We start from the raw sequence: 22,026 nt of genomic DNA on the forward strand, positions 1-22,026 counted from the left end.
AAATGGCGCGGGAGCGCGAGCCCTAGAACCCGAATTTCGCCCAAATCGCCCGCGTTTCGACCGCCGAGATCAGCTCGTCCGGCAGGCCGGCCATTGATTCCAGGGCCGAAAGCTGCCCCGCGCCGGGCGATTTCCGGCCCAAAAAGCCGGAGAGCAGCCCGGTCGGCTGCGCGATCACGGGGGTGAGAACCTTCTCGCCGTAGCGGGCACGAAGAGTTGAGCGGAGATCGCCGATGCTGTCGGCGAGCCCCAGCGCGATCGCGCTTTCGCCCGCCCAGTATTCGCCCGTGAACAGCGTGTCGTCGGCTCCCTTCAGCCGGGCGCCGCGGCTTTCCTTCACCAGCGAGATGAAGATCTGGTGGATCTCGCGCTGGATCGCCTTCAGTCGCATGACGTCATCGGGGTTTTCCGGAAGGAACGGGTCGAGCATCGCCTTGTGCTCGCCTGACGTGTAGAGGCGCCGCTCGATGCCGAGCCGCCTGATCGCCTCCTGGAAACCGAAACTGCCGCCGACCACGCCGATCGAGCCGAGGATCGAAGAGGGATCGCAGATGATCTCGTCGCCGGCGCAGGCGATCATGTAGCCGCCGGAGGCCGCGACGTCCTCGACGAACACGAGCACCGGCAGCTTCTTCTCCGCGGCAAGCTGCTTGATGCGCAAGAAGATCTGGCGCGACTGCACCGGCGAGCCGCCGGGCGAGTTGATCACCAGCGCCACCGCCTTGGCGTGCCGGTAGGAAAACGCGCGCTCGAGCACCCGCGCGACGCCGGCAAGCGTCAGGCCCGGACGCAGCGGCGTCACCGCACCGATTACACCCGACAGCCGCACCACCGGCACGACCGCCGTGCCGGGACGAAAGCGCGCCGGCAGATATTGCATGAGCTTGTCGGCCAGGCCGGAACTCTCACGATCGTTCAATTGTTCGTCCATGGCCTTACCTCTGATTAACCATTTCTTATCACGCGAGTGTCATTGAAAGTGCCTGGAACGTCTTTTGCAGAATCCCCGTTGGGAAGCTGCAATAGGCAGCGGAGGAAACGCCATGAAGATCTATCTGCTGTTGCTGCTGATCGGTGCGCTTTTCACGGCGATTCGCTTTACGTCCCCGCAAGAGCAGCAGACGGAATCGCTGCCGCAGTAAGCCGTCACGGCTCCGCCAGCGGCAACGCCGCCCTCCCCTCCAGAATATCCCGCACCTCTTTTTTAGGCACGTTTGACTCCTCGTTAAGCATGAGCCCGGGCAGCAATCGCGTCGGTGCCCGGCCGCCTTTGACTGCGCGCACCAGCACGCGGATCGCGGGCTTCCCCGCTTCGCCATGAACCGGCAGGATCGCAAGGCTGCCGAAGCCGCGTGACAGCGCTGCCATGACGTCGCCGAGACCGTCCGCGCGCCAGATCAGAGTCAGCACGCCGCTCGATCGGAGAATACGCCGGGCTGCATGCACCCACGCATGCAGCGTCTCCTCTGTCGCCACATGCGCGATGTGGCGCGCCTGATCCGGTGAGCCGCGATGGCGTGCGGGGTCGTTGAAGGGCGGGTTCATCAGCACGGCGTCGGCGCTGTCGGGCAGAAGTCCGTTCGCTGCAAACGCCTGCGCATCGGCGGTGACGTCGAGCACGATGACCTCGGCGGCGATCGCGTTCGCCGCGGCGTTGGCCCGCGCGAGCTCCGCCAGTTCCGGATCGATCTCGACCAGGCTGAGCCTGATCCCCGCGACGCGCCGCGCAAGCGCAAGCCCCGCCGTGCCGATGCCAGCGCCAAAGTCGACCACGCGGTCCCCCGCCTTAGCGTCGATCGCCGCTGCGAGCAGGACGGCGTCGTGCCCGGCGCGATGGCCGGACCGCTTCTGCATCAAGCGCAACTGCCCGCCGAGAAAGGCGTCCTCGGTAATATCCGCGGCCTCAATCATCGCCGCGCAATTCGTGGCTGAGGCCGGCCTCGGTGAGGAGCGCCCTGGCCTCCTCGGCGTCGTCCTCATGAACCAGGATCCGCCGCGGCAATATGCCGAGGGAGCCTTCGATGATGCTCATGTTCTGGTCGAGCACCAGATGGTGGATGTTGGCACCGTCGAGCAGCGCGCCGATCGCCGACACCAGCACCATATCGTTGGTCCGAACCAGTTCACGCAAAACGCAGATCTCCTGCCTGAAAGTGGCTAACGCGGCAAATGTCAATGGTTCCGCGGGCCTTGCCGCATTCGCCGCCAGTTTCTATTGTATTTCCATCAGAATAGCCCTTCCGGGGCAAATATTGGAGACCGGCGTGGCCGTCATCGTACCTTTCGAAACTCCCGGCGCGTCGATCGAAGAGCTGGTTGCCCTTGTCGCCCCCGATATGGAGCGCGTCAATGCCACGATCCTGTCGCGGACCGGGTCGGACGTGACCATGATCCCGGAAGTGGCCAACCACCTGATCTCCTCCGGGGGAAAACGCCTGCGGCCGATGCTGACGCTCGCCATGGCCAACCTCGCCGGCTACAACGGTGATGGCCATATCAAGTTAGCTGCCTCCGTCGAGTTCATGCATACTGCGACGCTCCTGCACGACGACGTCGTCGACGAGAGCGAGATGCGCCGCGGCAAGCTGTCGGCGCGCATGCTTTGGGGCAATGAGGCGAGCGTGCTGGTCGGCGACTTCCTGCTGGGCCAGGCCTTCCGCATGATGGTCGAGGTCGGCTCGCTGCGCGCGCTCGACATCCTCTCCGCGGCCGCCGCCACCATCGCCGAGGGCGAGGTGATGCAGCTTGCCGCCGCCAAGAACACCGCGACCACCGAGGACGAATATCTTGCGGTGATCCGCGGCAAGACGGCCGAATTGTTCGCCGCCGCCTGCGAGGTCGGCCCGGTCATCGCCAACCGCCCGAAGGCGGAGCAGACCGCCTGCCGCTCGGTCGGCATGAATCTCGGCATCGCCTTCCAGCTCGTCGACGACGTGCTCGACTACGGCGGCAAGAGCGCCAAGCTCGGCAAGAACACCGGCGACGATTTCCGCGAAGGCAAGATCACGCTGCCCGTCGTGCTCGCCTTCCGCCGCGGCAACGACACCGAGCGCGCCTTCTGGATCCGTGCGCTGGAGCGCGGCGAGATCGGCGATTCCGATCTCGATCACGCCATCGGCCTGATGAACAAGCACCGCGCGCTGGAGGACACGCTGAGCCGCGCCCAGCACTACGGCGCCATGGCCGTGGATGCGCTGGCGCTGTTCCCGCCCTCGCCAATGAAGAGCGCGCTGGAGCAGGTCGTGGCGTTTTGCTTGGCACGGTCGCATTAGGCCTGACGCCCTTCGTGGCCTCAGTTACGCTCCGGCACCTCAGGGTGACGGTGACGGATGAGTGCGCGCTGCTTCCACAGCGTCATTGCGAGCGCAGCGAAGCAATCCAGAATCCCGCCGCGGAGACGACCTGGATTGCTTCGCTGCGCTCGCAATGACGAGGTCTGGCGCCACCGGCACCGCTCGCTCTCATGTCCCGGACGCACTGCAGCGTGAAACGCTGCTGCGCAGAGCCGGGACCCATGCGACGTCCAGCGATCAGCACGATGGGCCCCGGCTCCGCAGCGCACCGCCAAGGGGCGCTGCGCTGCGTCCGGGGCACGAGAGCGTCTGTTCAGCAACTGCGCTTTATTCTCATTCGCTCCACATGCGTCGCCCATCAGTTACTTGCATTTTGCAAGTGACTGCCCTACCTTCCCCGCCATGCAGCCCAAATCCCCTTCCATGCTGGAATGCCCGGTCGGCCGCGCGGTGGAGACGGTCGGCGAATGGTGGAGCATCCTGATTCTGCGCGATGCGTTTCAGGGTGCGACGAAGTTCGACGAGTTCTCGCAAAGCCTCGGCATTGCGCCGAACATCCTGTCGCGGCGGCTTGCGCATCTGACCGAAAGCGGCATGTTCGTGCGTCGCCGCTATCAGGAGCGCCCGCCGCGCTACGAATATGTGCTGACCGACAAGGCGCGGGATTTCTTCCCCGTGATCGCTACGCTGCTGGCCTGGGGCAACAAGCATCTCGCGCCGAAGGGCGCATCCATCCTGCTGGCGAACCGGGGCGACGTCCGCCCGTTCGAGCCGGTCGTGGTCGATGCCGTCGACAAGCGCCCGATCACGCTCGCCAATGCGGTCGTCGTCGCGGGTCCCCGCGCCAGTCGCGGCATGCGCGCGCGGCTCGCTTCGCTCAAAGCCATGAACCCGGCCGTCGCGCCGGCCGGAGACTGACATGCGTCGTATCGTCGTGACGGGAATGGGCGCGGTGTCGCCGCTTGGCTGCGGCGTCGAACTGACGTGGCGGCGGCTGCTCGCGGGGCAAAGCGGGCTGCGCCCGTTGCAGGAATGGGCGGAGGCGCTGCCGGCGCGCATCGCAGGTCTCGTGCCCGACAAGGCCGATGATGCCGAAGGCGGTTTTGATCCGGCGCACGCCGCCGCGCCCAAGGATCAGCGCAAGATGGACCGCTTCATCCTGTTTGCGCTGCTCGCCACGGCGGAAGCCGTCGCGCAGGCCAAATGGACGCCGCAGGATGCAGGCGCGCTGGAACGCACCGCGACGATCATCGCATCCGGCGTCGGCGGCTTTCCGGCCATGGCGGAGGCGGTGCGCATCACCGAGCAGCGCGGCGCGCGCCGGCTGTCGCCGTTCACGATCCCCTCGTTCCTCGCCAATCTCGCCGCCGGCCACGTCTCGATCAAATACGGCTACAAGGGCGCGCTAGGCACGCCCGTCACCGCCTGCGCCGCCGGCGTGCAGGCGATCGGCGATGCCGCGCGCATGATCCGATCAGGCGAAGCAGACGTTGCGATCTGCGGCGGCGCGGAGGCCTGCATCGACATCGTTAGCCTCGGCGGCTTTGCGGCGGCGCGTGCACTATCGAGCGGCTTCAACGACGAGCCCGCGCGCGCCTCGCGTCCGTTCGATCGCAACCGCGACGGTTTCGTCATGGGCGAAGGCGCCGGCATCCTGGTGATCGAGGCGCTGGAGCATGCGCAAGCCCGCGGCGCCACCCCGATCGCCGAGATCGTCGGCTACGGCACGACCGCGGACGCCTATCACATGACGTCGGGGCCGCCGGATGGCGACGGTGCGCGCCGCGCCATGGAGATCGCGCTCCGGCAGGCCAAGCTTGCGCCTGCCGATGTGCAGCACCTCAACGCGCATGCGACCTCGACACCGGCCGGCGACGAGAGCGAGCTTGGCGCGATCGGCGCGCTGTTCGGCCGCAACCGCGGCATTGCCGTGAGCGCGACCAAGTCGGCAACGGGTCACCTGCTCGGCGCCGCCGGCGGACTGGAAGCGATCTTCACCGTGCTTGCCTTGCGCGACCAGATCGCGCCGCCCACGCTCAATCTCGAAAACCCCGATGCGGGCGCTGAAGGCATCGACATCGTCGCAGGTAGCGCGCGGCCGATGCCGATGCGGCATGCCATCTCCAACGGCTTCGGCTTCGGCGGGGTGAATGCCAGCGTGATCTTCCGCCGGATGGGCTGAATGAGAGGCCTTGCAATCGCCGCCCGCTCCGCTACCAAAACGGGATGATCGAAACGAATTTCTGGCTGTTCCTGGCCGCAGCTCTCCTCATTGCCGCAATTCCCGGCCCCGGCATTTTTTACGTCGCGGCACGAACCTTGTCGGAGGGGCGCACCAGCGGCTTTGCCTCGACCGCGGGCACGGCGCTGGGCGGATTGGTTCATGTGGTCGCGGGCAGCCTCGGCATCTCCGCCATCATCCTGGCCAGCGCGGAGCTGTTTGCCGCCGTGAAATTCGTCGGCGCGCTCTATCTGGTCTGGCTCGGCATCAAGACGTTTCGCAGCGCCGGCAGCAACCTGTCGCTTGGGAGCGAGCCCATCGGTGACAAGCGCGCGTTCCGCGACGGCGTGCTGGTCGAGGCGCTCAATCCGAAGACCGCGGCGTTCTTCCTCGCCTTCATTCCGCAGTTTCTCGATCCCGCTGCATCGAACCCGACGCTGCAATTCATCCTGCTGGGTGCGATCTCGGTGGCGTTGAACACGCTCGCCGATGTCGTGGTGGTGCTGATGGCCTCGGCGACGCGCGCGCAGCTGATCGAACGGCCGCTTCTGATGCGGCGCCTCACGCAGGGCTCCGGCGTTTTCATCGCGAGCCTCGGCCTCTCGCTCGCCCTGGCGCGGCGGCCGGCAAATGGCTAGCGCCCCGCAAGACAGCTTCTATGAATCGCACGGCCTGCGGCTGCATTACGCCGACTGGGGCAACGAGGGCGCACCCGTCGCCATCCTGGTCCACGGCGGTCGCGATCATTGCCGCAGCTGGGATCACATCGCGCGCTCGCTGCAACCGCATTTTCGCGTCGTCGCGCCCGACCTGCGTGGTCATGGCGATTCCGACTGGACGAAAGGCGGCAGCTACGCGCTGACAGAATATGTCTACGATCTCGCGCCGCTGGTTCGCAGCATCGCAGCGCCTCAGGTCACTCTGATCGGCCATTCGATGGGCGGCATGGTGAGCTTGATCTTTTCGGGCGCATTCCCCGAACGGGTCACCAAGCTCGTCGTCCTCGACGGCGTGACCATGCTGCCGGATACAGCAAAGCCGCCGGCGCATGAGCGCATCGGCAAATGGGTCGCCCAGCTCGACAGGCTGCACGACCGCACCCCGCGCCGCTATGCGACGCTCGAAGACGCCGCCGCGCAGATGATGCTGCATAACAGGCGCCTCGCCCGCGACCTCGCGCTGCATCTCGCCACGCATGGCGCGCGGCGGAACGAGGACGGCAGCTATAGCTGGAAGTTCGATCCCTACCAGCGCGCCGCTGCGCCGCACCGGCTCTGGCCCGACGATCACATCGAACTGTGGTCGCGCATTACGTGCCCGACATTGCTGCTCAATGCCGGCGAAAGCTTTCTGGCGGGCGCCAGAGCGGCGGGCCTGGAGCGCTATTTCCAGAACGCGCGCGTTAAGACCATCGCCGGGGCGGGACACTGGCTGCAGCACGACAAGCCGCAGGAGGTGTTGGGCGAGATCCGGCGGTTTCTGGGATTGGCTGAGGACAGCGGCGACTAGCTCGCTGCCGTAGGGTAGGCAAAGGCGCAACGGCGCCGTGCCCACCATGCATCCAGATTGCGCGAATGGATTGGTGGGCACGCATCACGCAGCTACATCCACGTCATTGCGAGCGTAGCGAAGCAATCCAGGCTGCCACCGCGGAGGGATTCTGGATTGCTTCGCTGCGCTCGCAATGACGGATAGAGCTAGCTCAACGTGCCCGCATGCACCCACCAGCCGGGGTGATCGCGGCGAATCTTTTCAGCGGCGGCATGCGCCTCCGCAGGCGCGCCGTAGATCGCAAAGCACGTCGCGCCCGAGCCGGACATGCGGGCGAGCTTGACGCCGGCGGAGGAGCGCAAGGCTTCCAGCACCTCGCCGATCACGGGCTCGATCCGCAGGGCAGGCGGCTCGAGGTCGTTGCCGACGGTGTCGAGGACCTCGACCCAATCGGAAATCGAGCCGCCCTCCTCCGGCCAGGCCGGCGCGCGGATGACGTCGGTGACGCCAACGCGGAGTTCGCCGTTGCGCAGGCCCAGCGCCTGGAACACGTCCTTGGTGGCAACCGGCACGCGCGGATTGACCATGACGCAGGGCATGCTCGGCAGCGCGAGCGGCAGCAGCTGCTCGCCGACGCCGGTCATGTCGCAGGCGCGCGAGAGCAGGCACACCGGCACGTCGGCGCCGGTCGCGAGCGCGACCTTCTGAATGCGGGGATCGTCAAGCGACAGATCGTTGAGACGCGCCAGGAGCCGCAGCGCCGCCGCGGCATCCGCCGAGCCGCCGCCGATGCCGGCCGCAACCGGGAGCACCTTGTCGAGCGCGAAGGCGCCCAGCTTCAGCCCAGGGACGGCTTCGGCCAGCAGCTTGGCCGCCTTGAGCACCAAATTGTCGGCGGTATCGCCGCAGGCGGCAGCCAGCGGCCCCGTCGTGGTCAGCTTCAGCTCGTCGCCCGGCTCCAGCATCAGCCGGTCGGCGCAGTCGGCGAACGCGACCACGCTTTCGAGATCATGATAGCCATCGGCACGACGGCCGACGACGCGAAGGCTCAAATTGACCTTCGCCCGCCCCTCTTCAATCAACGCCGACATTGGCGATCAGCCCCCAAAGACTCACTTGTCTGCGCATGATCTTATCGGAAAACCGCTACACACTTTTCCGGATCATGCGCGTAGCTTAACCGCCCTTGCCGTCGTCCTTCTTCTTCTCGGCCTGCGCCGCAGAAGAGTTCGAATTGTCGTCGGGAAGGCCACCAGCGATCTTGGCCTCGATCTTCGGCAGCTCTTCCGGCTCGGGCTTGAGATCGCGCGCATGCGACCACTGGAATTTGGCCTCCAGCGTGCGGCCGACGCGCCAATAGGCATCGCCGAGATGGTCGTTGATGGTGGGATCCTCGGGCTTGAGATCGATCGCGCGCTCGAGGTTCTTCACCGCCTCCTCGTAATTGCCGATGCGGTAATAGGCCCAGCCGAGGGAGTCGACGATGTAGCCGTCGTCGGGACGTTGCTCGACGGCACGCTTGATCATCTTCATGCCTTCGTCGAGATTCACGCCCTGGTCGATCCAGGAATAACCGAGATAGTTGAGGACGTGCGGCTGGTCGGGCTGCAGCTCCAGCGCCTTCTTCATGTCGGCCTCGGCCTTGGCCCATTGCTTGGAGCGCTCCTCGCAGATGCCGCGATAATAGTACCAGACGCTGTTGGCCTTGTCGTTGCCGGCAGGCAGCACGTCGATGCCTTTCGAATAGGTCGCGCCGCACTCGCCAAAGCGCTTGCGGCCGCGCTCGATATTGCCGAGCGCCATGATGGCTTCGAGGTCCTTGGCATCCTCCGTCGTGACGCCCTTGAGGATCTTGATCGCGTCGTCGGTGCGGTCGGCGGAATCGAGATCGATGGCGAGCTGGATCTGCGCGTTGCGCTTGAGCGGCGAGTTCGCGGGCACGCGCTCATAGACCTTGATCGCCATCTGCGGCCGCTTCACCGATTCATAGAGATCGGCGAGCGAGAGCAGCGCCAGCGGATGGCTCGGCTGCAGGTAGAGCGAGAGCTGGAGATAGACCAGCGCCAGATCCTCGCCGCCGCGGCGGGTCAGCGTCGCGCCGATGCCGTAGAGGGCTTCGGCAGCGCCAGCCTGCGCGGAATCGACCAGCGGCGGCATCTTCTTGCCGGCCTTGGTGTCGCGCAGGCCTTCCTGGATCAGCGGATGGCGTGCGAGCTTCTTGTCGAAAGCCTGATAGACATTGGTGGCCGCGGCGGAATCCTTGTTGCGCGACAGCCAGCGCGCATAGGCCTCGGTCACGCGCAGCATGGAATCGTCGAGCTTGTAGGCGCGCTCGAAGCGGGTGCCGGCGTCCTTCTCCTTGCCGGAGAGCTCCAGGATCATGCCGGTGTGAAGGTCCTTGAACAGCGGGTACCATTCCGGACCTGCCAGCTTGTCGATGGTGGCGACACCGCCCTTGGCATCGCCCGCACCATAGGCGGCCCAGCCCGACAGCAGCGTGGCGACGAGATCGGTGATGGGACCGCGGATCGACTGGTTGATGTTGGTCTGCGCGGCCGCGTACTTCTTCACCTTGAGATCATGCACGCCCACGACGAGGCGCGCGACGCGATTGGTCTTGTCGATGGTGAGGATGCGCTCGGCGAGCTTGACCGCCTCGTCGATGTCGCCGTCGGCGACCGACGAGATGAAGGCACGATCGAGCAGCTCGTTGTTCTTGGGATCGGTGCGGAGCGCCGAACGGTAGAATGCTGCGGCCGATGCCGCGTCGCGCTCGACGCTGGCGTGGCGGGCGGCGAGATAGCTGCCGGCGCCGGTGAGCGACTTCAGATCGTTTCGCGTCGGGAATTGCGCCGCCGTGTTCTCCGGATGATCCGGCGTCTGCGCCAGGACTGCGCCGGGGACCGTCGCGATCGCAGAGCCCATGAGGGCGATGGCGGCAGCAGTCCAGCGGTTGAAACGATTTGAAAACATCAGGGCTCGCCTTGAGTTGGTGGTGCCTGGGTTTGCAGCAGAAGGCCGTATCGCAAGCGAACGCGGCCGGTGACATCCGGACCCGGAACCGTCAGGCCGACAATGCCGCTTTTGGCGCTTCGCCGCAAGGATTCGGACCGGCCGCTCCCCTCCGCACGCCCCCAAATCGGCCAAGTTCGATCAGGAGCAGCCCAAGACGCCGCCACTATGGCCTTATCGTGGCCGCGGCGGGTCGCCGCAGCCTCGTCCTCACGGGAACGTGCGCCCTGGTCACCCGTGCGATGTGCCCCTCACATCGCCTCGTAGTTCGGGCCGCCGCCGCCCTCCGGGGGAACCCAGGTGATGTTGCCGTTGGGATCCTTGACGTCGCAGGTCTTGCAGTGGACGCAGTTCTGGGCGTTGATCTGGAAGCGCGGACCGGAGCCCTCCTCGATCCATTCATAGACGCCAGCCGGGCAATAGCGATTCGAGGGGCCGGCGTAGACGTCGTGCTCGGAGGTCTTCTGAAGGTTCATGTCGGTGACCTTCAGATGGATCGGCTGATCCTCCTCGTGATTGGTGTTGGACAGGAACACCGAGGACAGCTTGTCGAACGTGATCTTGCCGTCGGGCTTCGGGTAGGTCCTGGGCGCGTAGCTCTTGGCCGGATCGAGCGTGGCGCGGTCGGGCTTGACGTGCGACTGCGTGCCAAACAGCGAGGCGCCGAACAGCGTATTGCACCACATGTCGAAGCCGCCCAGCGCGACGCCGAGCACGGTGCCGAATTTCGACCACAATGGCTTGACGTTGCGGACCACGAACAGGTCCTTGCCGACCGATGAGGAGCGCCAGGCGTTCTCGTATTCGACGAGCTCGTCATTGGCGCGGTCGGCGGCGAGCGCGGCCGCAACATGTTCGGCAGCCAGCATGCCGGTGCCCATCGCATTGTGCACGCCCTTGATGCGCGGCACGTTGACGAAGCCGGCCGCGCAGCCGATCAGCGCGCCGCCGGGGAAGCTCAGCTTCGGCACCGACTGATAGCCGCCCTCGGTGATCGCGCGCGCGCCGTAGGCGAGCCGCTTGGCGCCTTCGAACGTGCCGCGGATCGAGGGATGGGTCTTGAAGCGCTGGAATTCGTCGAACGGCGATAGATAGGGATCGTCGTAGTTCAGATGCACGACGAAGCCGACCGCGACGAGATTGTCGTCGTAGTGATAAAGGAACGAGCCGCCACCGGTCTTGAGGTCAAGCGGCCAGCCGAATGAATGCTGGATCAAGCCCTTCTGGTGCTTGGCGGGATCAATCTGCCAGACCTCCTTGAGGCCGATGCCGAACTTCGGCGGCTCGCTCTTGGCGTCGAGGGCGAATTTGTTGATGAGCTGCTTGGTCAGGCTGCCTCGGGCGCCTTCGGCGAACAGCGTGTACTTGCCGAGCAATTCCATGCCGCGGGTGTAGGAATCCTTCGGCTTGCCGTCGCGGCCGATGCCCATGTCGCCGGTGGCGATGCCCTTGACCTTGCCCTCCTCGTCATAGAGCACCTCGGCCGCCGCAAAGCCCGGATAGATCTCGACGCCGAGCGCTTCGGCCTTGCGCGCCAGCCAGCGGCAGACATTGCCGAGCGAGCCGATGTAGCAGTGATGATTGTCCATCAGCGGCGGCATCATGAAATTCGGCAGCTTGATCGCGCCGCCGCCGGTCATCCAGTAGAAGCGATCGTCCTTGACCTGCGTCTTCAGCGGGCAGTCGGCATCCTCGCGCCAGTCCGGGATCAGCTTGTCGAGGCCCGCGGGATCAATGACGGCGCCCGAGAGGATGTGCGCACCAACCTCGGAGCCCTTCTCCACCACGACCACATTGACATCAGCATTGAGCTGCTTCAGCCGGATCGCGGCCGCCAGACCCGACGGGCCGGCGCCGACGATGACGACGTCGAATTCCATGGATTCGCGCGGGGGAAGTTCTTCGGTGCTCATCTGATCTCAGCCCTTGAGACGGTCCTCGGTCGTTTGCGCCCCCTTGTTTCCGATTTTTCCCGGGTAGGACAACCTCGGAATCGCGTTCCGCCGGGATGCAAGGCCGCTCAAGGTGATATAAAAGTCAGACTTTCCCATGATCCCCGAACCCGCACCCACCGTCCGAGAGCTGCTCGCCTTCTATCTGGAGGCCGGTGTCGACTGCGCGCTTGCGGAGGAGCCGATAGACCGCCTGGCGGAAATCGATACGCCGCCACCCAGTCCGCGCGCGGCCCCGCAAGCCGAGGCGCCGCGCCCGGTCGCCGCGCCCGCGGTCATGCGCGGGGAATCTACGCCTGCACCGGAGGTCGCCATCGCCTCGGCACGCGAGGCAGCGCGCACCGCGCCGACCCTGGAGGCGCTGCGCGAGCTGATGCAGAATTTCGAGGGCTGCGCGTTGAAGCACACGGCGACGCGGCTGGTGTTCGCCGACGGCAACCCGCAGGCGCGCATCATGTTCGTCGGCGAGGCGCCCGGCCGCGACGAGGACATCGAGGGACTGCCCTTCGTCGGGCGCAGCGGCAAGCTGCTCGATCTGATGATCGGAGCCATCGGCCTCAACCGCACCACCGCCTACATCGCCAACGTCATTCCCTGGCGGCCGCCCGGCAACCGCACGCCGACGCCGCAGGAGACGCAAATCTGCCTGCCCTTCATCCAGCGCCAGATCGAGTTGGTGAACCCCGACGTGCTGGTGACGCTCGGCAATCCCTCGACGCAGACGTTGCTGGGAACGCGCGAAGGCATCATGCGGACGCGCGGGCGCTGGTTCGACTACGACACCGGCCAGCGGGTGATCCGCGCGCTGCCGACGTTCCACCCGGCCTATCTCTTGCGCTCGCCGGCCTACAAGCGGCTGGCCTGGCAGGACCTGCGATCGATCGCGAAGGCACTGGCGGGGACGTGAGGGGCCGGTCCCTTCCGTCATTGCGAGGAGCGAAGCGACGAAGCAATCCAGAATCCCTCTGCGGAAAGATTCTGGATTGCTTCGCTACGCTCGCAATGACGACGGAGAGAGCATACGCGGGCGTCACGTCCCCTTCGGCCGCACGATGGCCCAGCCGATGCGCAGGAGCTGCTGGCGGCCGGTCACCAGCCATTCGAAGGCCCGCGGCACTTCCGGCACGATGCCGGGGAAGCGCTTGAGGATCTCTGGCGGCGGGGTGCCGGCGGTGTCGGAGGCGCGCCAGACCACGACGCCGCCGGTCTCGCTGAACTTGGTCGGGTTCATCCACGGCGTACGCGCGGGGTCGGCGTCGATGAACAGATGCGGCCGGCCGGAATGCAGCGCGATCAGGCTGGCGAGCTGGGTTTCGCCGGCGACGGCCCGCAGGCGATGGTTGGTGCGGCGGGCGAAGCTCTCGTCGAAGAAATCAGAGATCGCGCGCGCCGGCATCGAGGTCGCAATTTCGTTGGCGCCCGTCCAGGGCAGGAACAGGATGGCGAGCACGACGCCGGCGGCGGGCGCGGCGACGGCGGCGGCCCAGACCATACGCAGCATCCGCGCGCGACGCATCGCGATGAGATCGCCGGCCGCGACGACCACGGCGAGCCCCGACATGATCAGCACGACGCCGGGGCCGCCGACCACGGAATCGAGCCCCAGCACGCCGGAGATCAGCACCGCGCCGAGCGGCAGAGCGAACGCGAAGAAATAGACGAAGTTGCGCGCGAGCGGCTCGACCGGCGGGCGGTAGATGATCGGCGGCTCCTCGCCCTTGCCAGCGACCACCCCGGTGTTGAGAAAGGTCAGCGCCGGAATCGCTGCCGCCCCGATCACCAGCCCGCCGAACAGCCAGGCCGCATGCAGCGCGCGGACGTTGAGCTCGGCGAGTTGCGGCAAGGCCGGCAGCGTCAGCGTCTCCGCACGCATCAGCCAGACCGCATAGGGCAGCGCCAGCACGGCGACCACGATCAGCGCGAACAGCGGATCGAGCCCGCGCAGCGTCCGGCGACCGCCGGCGGTCGAGACCGCGAAGACGACGATCAGCAGCAGCAGGAAGATCGCGGCGGGCGTCGTCAGCAGCAGGAGGCCGGCTTCGATCGACCAGGCGAACCAGGCATTGCCGCGGCGCTGGCCGATGATCTGCCAGGAGTGCAGCAGCAAGAGCGCCCAGAGCGGCCGCGCCAGGATCAGCGGGCCGAAGTCCAGCGCCGAGGAGGAGAACGCCAGCACCGTCATGGTCAGGAGCACGGCGAGCACCGCCTGCTGCGAGCCGACCACGGCGCGGGAGAGATGATAGAGCGCGATGAATGTCGCGATCTCGCAGAGCTCGGCGAGTACGTAAACACCGAACATGTGGCCGCCGGCGGCGCGATAGGCGATGTCGGCGAGCCAGATTGGCAGCGGCGGGCCGAGATCAGTGCCGACCTGGTATTCCCTGCCGAAGGCCAAGAGGGCCGCGAGGGTGCCGGGCGGGCTGCGGTAGAACACCAGCGCCACGAACAGCCACATGGCGGCCTGCAGCAGCACGGCGATCCACACGATCAGCCGCGGCCGGGCGCGAATGAGCTCGATGACCAGGGAGGTAAACCGCATACAACGTCCGAAGGTGCAGCCAACCCGTCCAGCCGGCCCTATTCGCTCACCTCTGTTTTGATAAAGGGCGTCACGGGTTGTGGCAACCGCCGCGGATCGTCATGCCCGGGCTTGTCCCGCCTGCGCGGCCATGACGCGCGGATGCCGTCGGAGATCAGCTAGAGATTTACGGAGGCGTCGATCTCGACGCTCGCCTCGACGTGCACCTCGACCTCGGTCACCGAGAACAGGTCCTGCACCGGCTCGACGGTCCAGGGCATGTGCTTGGCGCGGGCGGCGGCAACGGGGGCGAAGAAGCTGCGGTGGTGGATGGAGGGGCCGAGGCGATCGAGCGCGTCCAGATGCTCGGGGACGGCGTAGCCCTTGTGCTGCTCGAAGCCGTAGCCGGGGCAGTCCTGCGCCAGCGCGCACATCAGCCGGTCACGGGTGACCTTGGCGACGATGGAGGCCGCGGCGATCGACAGCACGATACCGTCGCCGCCGATCACCGCCTCGCAATCGCATGCGGTATCGAGCCGGTCGCGGCCGTCGACGAAGACGTGCCTGGGCGCCTCGGGCAGGGCCACCACGGCACGCTTCAGCGCCCACAGCGAGGCGCGCAGGATGTTGTCGCGGTCGATTCGCCCCCGCGACGCGACGGCGACCGAGACCTGCGCGGTGGCGCAGATCTTGTCGAACAGCTTTTCGCGCTCCTCGGCGGTCAGGCGCTTGGAATCGTCGATGCCGCGCGGAATGCGGTCGGGGTCGAGAATTACCGCGGCGGCCACCACGGGACCTGCCAGCGGGCCGCGGCCGGCCTCGTCGCAGCCCGCGACAGGCCAGACGCCGCGCTTGATCAGCGCGCGCTCGCGGCGGAAGCTGGGGGGAGCGACGGCGATGATGCCTTTCTTGCCGGCGGCGGCAACCTTCGCAGCATTGGCCGCAGACGTCTTGGCTGCAGACGTCTCGGCCACAGGCGCTTTCGCCGCCTTGTCAGGCGCAGCCTTGTTCGCGGCCTGCTTCTTGGGCGCGTCTTTGGCTGGGGTTTTGGCGGACTTGTCCCGAATCATGGCCGGGATCGTGCGCCAGGGGGCTTCGCCAGCGCAACCGGGAACCCAGGATATTCCCGTTATTCAGGCCGGGCGCCCTACGCCCACCGCCAATCAGAACAGGCTGAGCTGATCGCCGTTCCGCTTCGGCCGCGCAAAGTGGTCCGTCGTCAGCTTGGAGCGCCGCTTGTTGAGGCCGAGCCTGTCGCAGGCGATCTCGAAGCGGCGGCCGATGGTCCAGGCCATCGGTCCCGTGCCCTTCATCCGTTCGCCCCATTTGGCGTCGTAGTCGCGCCCGCCCCGCATGTCGCGGATCAGGGTGAAGACGTGGCGATAGCGGTCCGGATAGTTCGCCATCAGCCATTCGCGGAAGAGATCGCGCACCTCCAGCGGCAGCCGCAGCAGCACATAGGCGGCTTCCTTGACGCCGGCATGGGCGGCGGCATCGAGGATGCGCTCGATCTCGGAATCGTTCAGTGCAGGGATCACGGGCGCGACCATCACCGTGGTGGGGATGCCGGCCTCCGAGAGCTGCTTGAGCGCCTCCAGCCGCTTCGGCGGCGTCGAGGCCCGCGGCTCCATGGTGCGCGCCAGCTTCGGATCGAGCGAGGTGACCGAGATCGCGACCTTGGCAAGGTTGCGCTTGGCCATCCGCTGGAGAATGTCGATGTCGCGGAGCACCAGCGCCGACTTGGTGACGATGCCGACGGGATGCCCGGCGCCCTCCAGCACTTCCAAAATGCCGCGCATGATTTTGCGCTCGCGCTCGATCGGCTGGTAGGGATCGGTGTTGGTGCCGATCGCGATCATCCGCGGCTCGTAGCCGGGGGCCGAAAGCTCTTTCTCGAGCAGCAAAGGCGCCTCGGGCTTGGCAAACAGCTTCGACTCGAAGTCGAGCCCGGGTGACAGGCCGAGATAGGCGTGGGTCGGCCGCGCGAAGCAATAGACGCAGCCATGCTCGCAGCCGCGATACGGATTGATCGATCGGTCGAAGCCAATGTCGGGGGAATCGTTACGGGTGATCACCTTGCGCGAGGTGTCGACGGCGACCGTGGTCTTGAACGGCGGCAGCTCGTCCAGGCTCTGCCAGCCGTCATCGAAAGCGACGCGCGCCTCGGCCTCAAAGCGGCCGCTGGCGTTGGATTGAGCGCCCCGCCCTCGCCTGCGCGCGCGGTCGATGGCGACGCCAAGCTCGGGGAAATCTGAAGGCGCACCCGCCGGCTCGGAGGGCGCCGTGACCGGCGGGTGCTTGAGAGCATGAGAGGATGCTGGACTCATGCAGCCAAGATAGCACGACACAGGAACAAATCAAGAACACAAACAAAAATCGTGAAAACAACCCCATGCACAGTAGAGCTGCCCAAACTTCGCGCGTCCGCCTTTGACCTCACGCAACACGGCCGTCACGCCCATCCCGTTTCATGCTCGACGGATCGATCACCGCGGAACCGGGTTGGTGACGATCGCGAAGTGAAGGTCGGCAGGAACATGACAATCCAACAAAAAACGGCCGAAGCGAGCAGCGACCTCGATCTGCTCGATCGCTATTGGCGCGCCGCCAACTACCTCTCGGTCGGGCAAATCTACCTGCTCGACAATCCGCTGCTGCGCGAGCCGCTGCGGCCCGAGCACATCAAGCCGCGTCTGCTCGGACATTGGGGCACGACGCCCGGCCTGAACTTCATCTATGCCCATCTCAACCGCGTCATCCGCGCGCTCGATGTCAGCGTGATCTATGTCTGCGGTCCCGGCCATGGCGGCCCGGGCATGGTCGCCAACACCTATCTCGAAGGCAGCTACAGCGAGATCTATCCTGGCATCGCGCGCGATGCGGACGGATTGCGCAAGCTGTTCAGACAGTTCTCCTTCCCCGGCGGCATCCCGAGCCACGCCGCGCCGGAAACGCCGGGCTCCATCCACGAAGGCGGCGAGCTCGGCTACGCGCTTGTGCACGCCTATGGCGCGGCATTCGACAACCCGGACTTGATCGTCGCCTGCGTGGTCGGCGACGGCGAGGCCGAAACCGGGCCGCTCGCTGCGTCCTGGCACTCCAACAAGTTCCTGAACCCCGCCCATGACGGCGCAGTGCTGCCGATCCTGCATCTCAACGGCTACAAGATCGCCAACCCCACCGTGCTCGGACGCATGCAAGACGCGGAGATCCGCGACCTCTTCCGCGGGCTCGGCCACGAGCCGCTGTTCGTCAGCGGCGACGATCCCAAATTGATGCACCGGGCCATGGCCGATGCGCTGGACGTCGCGTTCGCCAGCATCCGCTCGATCCAGCAACATGCCCGCGACGGCCGCACGAGCTTCGAGCGGCCGCGCTGGCCGATGATCGTGCTGCGCAGCCCGAAGGGCTGGACCGGCCCGAAGGAGGTCGACGGCAAGAAGGTCGAGGGATTTTGGCGCGCCCATCAGGTGCCGGTCGCAGGCTGCCGCGAGAACCCGGCGCATCTCAAGGTGCTCGAAGACTGGATGCGCAGCTACGAGCCGGAAAAACTGTTCGACGAAGGCGGCGCGCTCATTGCCGAGCTTCAGGCGCTCGCGCCGGAAGGCACCAGGCGGATGGGCGCCAATCCACACGCCAATGGCGGCGTGTTGAAGAAGGAGCTGAAGCTGCCGGACTTCCGCAGCTTCGCGATCGAGGTGCCGCAACCCGGCGAGGTCGTGGCGGAAGCGACGCGCGAGCTCGGCAAATTCCTGCGCGACGTCGTTCGCCTCAACGCCCAGCATCGAAACTTCCGCATCATGGGCCCGGACGAGACGGCATCGAACCGGCTCGACGCCGTGTTCGAAGCCACCGAACGCGTCTGGATGGAGCCGACCGAGCCTTACGACGTGCACCTCGCGCAGGACGGCCGCGTGATGGAGGTGCTGAGCGAGCATCTCTGCCAGGGCTGGCTGGAGGGCTACCTGCTCACGGGACGGCACGGCTTCTTCTCCTGCTACGAGGCCTTCATCCACATCGTGGATTCCATGTTCAACCAGCATGCCAAATGGCTGAAGGTGACGCGGGAGCTGCCGTGGCGGCGTCCGATCGCCTCGCTCAATTATCTCCTGACCTCGCATGTCTGGCGCCAGGACCATAACGGCTTCAGCCATCAGGACCCCGGTTTCGTCGATCTCGTCGCCAACAAGAAGGCGGACATCGTCCGCATCTACTTTCCGCCGGACGCCAATACGCTGTTGTGGATCGCCGATCATGCCTTGCGCACCTACAACCGCGTCAACGTGATTGTCGCCGGCAAGCAGCCGGCGCCGCAATGGCTCTCGATGCAGGACGCCGCGACGCATTGCGATGCCGGCATCGGCATCTGGACCTGGGCGGGAACGGAGGACGGCAAGGGCGAGCCCGACGTGGTGATGGCCTGCGCCGGCGACGTGCCGACGCTGGAGACGCTCGCCGCCGTCGACCTCCTGCGCAAGACGCTGCCGGATTTGAAGATCCGCGTTGTCAACGTCGTCGACCTCATGACGCTGCAGCCGCGCGAGCAGCATCCGCACGGCCTGTCCGACCGCGACTTCGACAGCCTGTTCACGCGCGACAAGCCTGTGATCTTTGCCTCTCACGGCTATCCCTATCTCATTCACCGGCTGACCTATAACCGCACCAACCATGCCGGCATGCATGTGCGCGGCTTTGCCGAGGAGGGCACCACGACGACGCCCTTCGACATGGTCGTGCTCAACGAGCTCGACCGCTACCATCTCGCGATCGAGGCCATCGAACGCGTGCCGGGACTGGCGACGAAGGCCGCGCAGGTGAAGCAGCAATTCCGCGACAGGCTGATCGAACACTCCCGTTATGTCCGCGAGCATGGTGAGGACATGCCTGAGATCCGTGACTGGGTCTGGCAAAACAGAGCCGGCGGCAACACGCCGACCGAGGTCGGCGACTAGCGATGACGGACGCGATCCTCGTTCTCAACTCGGGATCGTCGAGCATCAAGTTCGGCCTGTTCGATGTCGCGGTGGCCGAGCCTGCCCTGCTCTGCAAGGGCCTGCTGGACGAGCACGAAGCCAAACCCCGGTTGGTGGTGAAGGGCCCCACGGGCGAAGACCTGTTCGAGACGAGGAAGGAGACGCCGGAGGCAGCCGGCGGCCATCTGTTCGCCGACGTGCTCGCCTTCATCGAGGACCGGTTCGGTGGACGCAGCCTGCGGGCCGTCGGCCACCGCATCGTTCACGGCGGGCCGGATCATTCAGGCCCGGTGGTCCTGACCGACGACATCATAGCGAAGCTGGAGGCCTTGACGCCGCTCGCGCCGCTGCACCAGCCGCGCTGCCTCGCGCCGGTGCGCACGCTCGCGGCGACCCGGCCCGGGCTGACGCAGATCGCGTGTTTCGACACCGCCTTCCACCACGGCCTCGCACCGCCGGCGAACCGCTTCGCCATTCCCCGGCGATTCCAGGCGCGTGGCGTCAGGCGCTACGGCTTTCACGGCCTCTCGTTCGAATATGTCGCGGGACGCCTGGCCGAGATCGCGCCGGAGCTCGTCGCAAAGCGCACAATCATCGCACATCTCGGCAATGGCGCCAGCCTCTGCGCCTTGCGCGATGGCCGCAGCATCGACACCACGATGGGGCTAACGCCGCTCGACGGCCTCGTGATGGGCACGCGTTGCGGTGCGATCGATCCGGGCGTGCTGCTCTATCTGCAACAGCACGAGAACATGTCGGTCGCAGAGGTCCAGCACCTGCTCTATCACGAGTCCGGGCTCATCGGCGTCTCCGGCATCTCTGCGGACATGCGCACGCTGCTGGCAAGCCCCGAGGCTGCGGCGCATGAGGCCGTCGATCTCTTCACCTTCCGTGCTGCGCAGCAGGTCGCGATGATGGCGACCACGCTCGGCGGCCTGGACTGCCTGATCTTCACCGGCGGCATCGGCGAGCATGCAAAGGAGATCCGCAGCGCGATCGGTGAGCGGCTTGGGTGGTTCGGCATACGAATCGACGCAGCGGCGAACGAAACAGCACGCGAGCAGATCAGCGGCGCCGATAGTACTGTCGACGTATTCGTCGTTCCGACGAACGAGGAACTAATGATCGCTCGGCATTGCGTAGCGGTGCTGCGAGCGATGTGAGCTCCAGCCGAAAAGGGAGTGTCGTAGGGTGGGCAAAGCGAAGCGTGCCCACGGACCGGTGGTGGGCACGGCGCAAGCGCGCCTTTGCCCACCCTACGATTCTGCGGTGCTGCGGACGATGATCGCTCATCCGGCTAGCGGATGATATCCGCCAAGCCGTCATTGCGAGCGAAGCGAAGCAATCCAGACTGGTTCTGCGGCGGGATTTTGGATTGCTTCGCTGCGCTCGCAATGACGAAGTATGCGGCGGCCGCGCAGATCAATCGAACCGTCCTATCATGCCGGCTATAGATTCCGCTCTCAGTGCGTCCCCGACCATATCTGAAAACACCCCATCGCGATCTCGATCACGATCAGCACCACGATCGCGATCTCGAGGCGCAGCGAGCGCTGGGTGTCGATGATGTCGGTCAGTGCGTTGGCGGTCTCCGACACCGCGGCGAGCTTGTGCTCGAGCGTGTCGAGGCGCTCCTTCAGCTCGTACTCGTCCTCGAGACGGGAATAGAGCCGGTCGAGCTCGGGTTTCTCCCAGAGCACGTCGGGCTTCTCCGCCACCGCGACGCGGCCGGCGACGCGCTGCTGCACCAGCAGCGCGTTGCCGATCAATTGCAGAATGCCCTTGCGCCGGCGCGGCGTTCGGCCGTGCTCGGCGAGCTCCCGTGCAAACGGTTCGATGACGTCGAACACCGCGGCGACGCGGCGCTCGTCGCGCGCCAGCGACGTGCTCTTGGCAAGCGCATCCGCGACCAGCAGCAGCCGGTCGTCGGAGAATTTGGCGAGGCAGATCGGCCCGCCCGGCTGGATCGTCTCGGCGGCTTCCTCGTTGCAGAGCTGCGCCTGCGCGATCTCCTCCTCGTATGGGCTGAGCTCTCCCGTCACGCGCGATTTCAGGTTATCGACGAGGACCTTCTCCTCGGACGGCAACAGCCCGATCAAGACGACGACGCCGTAGCGAAAGATCACGGCAAGGCCGGCATGGACGCGGAAGGCGGCCGGCGTCGAGGACACCAGCGTGCCGATCTCGAGGCCAGACGCATTGATGCGCTCGCCGAGCATCAGCGCCCGGATCCGCAAGGTCGGCGCGGCCTCCTGCTTCGGCGACTTCGGCGCCGTGCCAACGGCGAGTTGATCGGCGTTCATACAAGGTCTCTCCCGGCACCGAGATCACGCATTTCGTTCGACCTTCCCCAAGCTGCCGCCTCGTCCGAGGAAACCGACGGCCCGCACGGCGAATGCCGCCATGAAGCTCCGGGTTAATACCGTCAGGATCGGCTTGTGCCGAAACATTCGGCAATATTGCCAACCCGCGCCGGACACATTTGGCTGCTATGAACTGGCCGCAGTTTACCATCGCACGCCGAAGAGCCGTCCGAAAGTTGCACTCGGCAGCGCGACGGGTCTAT

Annotated in this window: 18 protein-coding genes; 8 read left to right on the plus strand and 10 right to left on the minus strand. The window is 66.1% G+C overall.

The annotated features are described in order from the left end of the window. Nucleotides 1–22: 22 nt before the first annotated feature. The 3 genes from AB7M16_RS10890 to AB7M16_RS10900 form a co-directional block, all read right to left on the minus strand. The gene (locus tag AB7M16_RS10890) at nt 23–931 is read right to left on the minus strand and encodes a S49 family peptidase (protein WP_172787506.1); all 909 of its coding nucleotides are present in this window, start codon (nt 929–931) and stop codon (nt 23–25) included. A 215-nt stretch (nt 932–1,146) separates the two neighbouring features. After that, entirely contained in the window at nt 1,147–1,911 is a 765-nt protein-coding gene (locus AB7M16_RS10895) for a tRNA1(Val) (adenine(37)-N6)-methyltransferase (RefSeq protein WP_260380300.1), read from the minus strand. Beyond that, on the minus strand, nt 1,904–2,131 hold the full coding sequence (locus AB7M16_RS10900) for a putative signal transducing protein (protein WP_008562067.1): 228 nt from the start codon (nt 2,129–2,131) through the stop codon (nt 1,904–1,906). The genes AB7M16_RS10895 and AB7M16_RS10900 overlap by 8 nt, the downstream gene beginning before the upstream one ends. A 133-nt stretch (nt 2,132–2,264) precedes the next feature. On the opposite strand from AB7M16_RS10900, the gene AB7M16_RS10905 reads away from it, so the two are divergent. From AB7M16_RS10905 to AB7M16_RS10925, 5 genes are all read left to right on the plus strand, one after another. Further along, complete coding sequence (locus AB7M16_RS10905) at nt 2,265–3,272, plus strand: polyprenyl synthetase family protein (RefSeq protein ID WP_453943886.1); 1,008 nt, start codon at nt 2,265–2,267, stop codon at nt 3,270–3,272. Between the two features lie 423 nt (nt 3,273–3,695). Further along, nucleotides 3,696–4,211, plus strand: a complete 516-nt coding sequence (locus AB7M16_RS10910) for a winged helix-turn-helix transcriptional regulator (RefSeq protein ID WP_439401274.1) — start codon at nt 3,696–3,698, stop codon at nt 4,209–4,211. A gap of 1 nt (nt 4,212) precedes the next feature. After that, nucleotides 4,213–5,475, plus strand: coding sequence for a beta-ketoacyl-ACP synthase II (gene fabF, locus AB7M16_RS10915; RefSeq protein WP_453943887.1), 1,263 nt, complete (start codon nt 4,213–4,215; stop codon nt 5,473–5,475). 44 nt (nt 5,476–5,519) lie between these two features. Then, nucleotides 5,520–6,152 (plus strand): LysE family translocator, encoded by a 633-nt coding sequence (locus AB7M16_RS10920; protein WP_453943888.1) that lies wholly within the window; start codon nt 5,520–5,522, stop codon nt 6,150–6,152. Then, nucleotides 6,145–7,023 (plus strand): alpha/beta fold hydrolase, encoded by an 879-nt coding sequence (locus tag AB7M16_RS10925; protein ID WP_453943889.1) that lies wholly within the window; start codon nt 6,145–6,147, stop codon nt 7,021–7,023. The genes AB7M16_RS10920 and AB7M16_RS10925 overlap by 8 nt, the downstream gene beginning before the upstream one ends. A 188-nt stretch (nt 7,024–7,211) precedes the next feature. Here AB7M16_RS10925 and AB7M16_RS10930 read toward each other — a convergent pair whose 3' ends face one another. From AB7M16_RS10930 to AB7M16_RS10940, 3 genes are all read right to left on the minus strand, one after another. Then, nucleotides 7,212–8,096 carry a 4-(cytidine 5'-diphospho)-2-C-methyl-D-erythritol kinase gene (locus AB7M16_RS10930; protein WP_453943890.1) on the minus strand — a complete coding sequence of 295 codons (885 nt, stop codon included), beginning with the start codon at nt 8,094–8,096 and terminating at the stop codon, nt 7,212–7,214. Nucleotides 8,097–8,181: 85 nt separating this feature from the next. After that, nucleotides 8,182–9,978, minus strand: a complete 1,797-nt coding sequence (locus tag AB7M16_RS10935; protein WP_453943891.1) for a tetratricopeptide repeat protein — start codon at nt 9,976–9,978, stop codon at nt 8,182–8,184. 290 nt (nt 9,979–10,268) lie between these two features. Then, nucleotides 10,269–11,930, minus strand: coding sequence for an electron transfer flavoprotein-ubiquinone oxidoreductase (locus AB7M16_RS10940; RefSeq protein WP_172787515.1), 1,662 nt, complete (start codon nt 11,928–11,930; stop codon nt 10,269–10,271). 136 nt (nt 11,931–12,066) lie between these two features. Here AB7M16_RS10940 and AB7M16_RS10945 point away from each other — a divergent pair, with 136 nt between their 5' ends. Then, nucleotides 12,067–12,876 carry a uracil-DNA glycosylase gene (locus AB7M16_RS10945; protein WP_453943892.1) on the plus strand — a complete coding sequence of 270 codons (810 nt, stop codon included), beginning with the start codon at nt 12,067–12,069 and terminating at the stop codon, nt 12,874–12,876. Between the two features lie 123 nt (nt 12,877–12,999). Here the strand turns inward: AB7M16_RS10945 and AB7M16_RS10950 are convergent, their stop codons facing one another. From AB7M16_RS10950 to AB7M16_RS10960, 3 genes are all read right to left on the minus strand, one after another. After that, complete coding sequence (locus AB7M16_RS10950) at nt 13,000–14,508, minus strand: glycosyltransferase family 39 protein (protein ID WP_453943893.1); 1,509 nt, start codon at nt 14,506–14,508, stop codon at nt 13,000–13,002. 158 nt (nt 14,509–14,666) lie between these two features. Then, nucleotides 14,667–15,557, minus strand: a complete 891-nt coding sequence (locus tag AB7M16_RS10955) for a ribonuclease HII (protein ID WP_453943894.1) — start codon at nt 15,555–15,557, stop codon at nt 14,667–14,669. 93 nt (nt 15,558–15,650) lie between these two features. Further along, complete coding sequence (locus AB7M16_RS10960; protein ID WP_453943895.1) at nt 15,651–16,814, minus strand: PA0069 family radical SAM protein; 1,164 nt, start codon at nt 16,812–16,814, stop codon at nt 15,651–15,653. 210 nt (nt 16,815–17,024) lie between these two features. Between AB7M16_RS10960 and AB7M16_RS10965 the strand changes: the two genes are divergently transcribed. Together AB7M16_RS10965 and AB7M16_RS10970 are read left to right on the plus strand one after the other, a co-directional pair. After that, nucleotides 17,025–19,439 (plus strand): phosphoketolase family protein, encoded by a 2,415-nt coding sequence (locus AB7M16_RS10965; protein WP_453943896.1) that lies wholly within the window; start codon nt 17,025–17,027, stop codon nt 19,437–19,439. Nucleotides 19,440–19,441: 2 nt separating this feature from the next. Then, the gene (locus tag AB7M16_RS10970) at nt 19,442–20,623 is read left to right on the plus strand and encodes an acetate/propionate family kinase (protein WP_453943897.1); all 1,182 of its coding nucleotides are present in this window, start codon (nt 19,442–19,444) and stop codon (nt 20,621–20,623) included. Between the two features lie 300 nt (nt 20,624–20,923). On the opposite strand, the gene AB7M16_RS10975 is transcribed toward AB7M16_RS10970, so the two are convergent. Then, on the minus strand, nt 20,924–21,763 hold the full coding sequence (locus AB7M16_RS10975; protein WP_453943898.1) for an RMD1 family protein: 840 nt from the start codon (nt 21,761–21,763) through the stop codon (nt 20,924–20,926). Nucleotides 21,764–22,026 lie beyond the last annotated feature (263 nt).

This window comes from Bradyrhizobium sp. USDA 372, assembly GCF_053629095.1.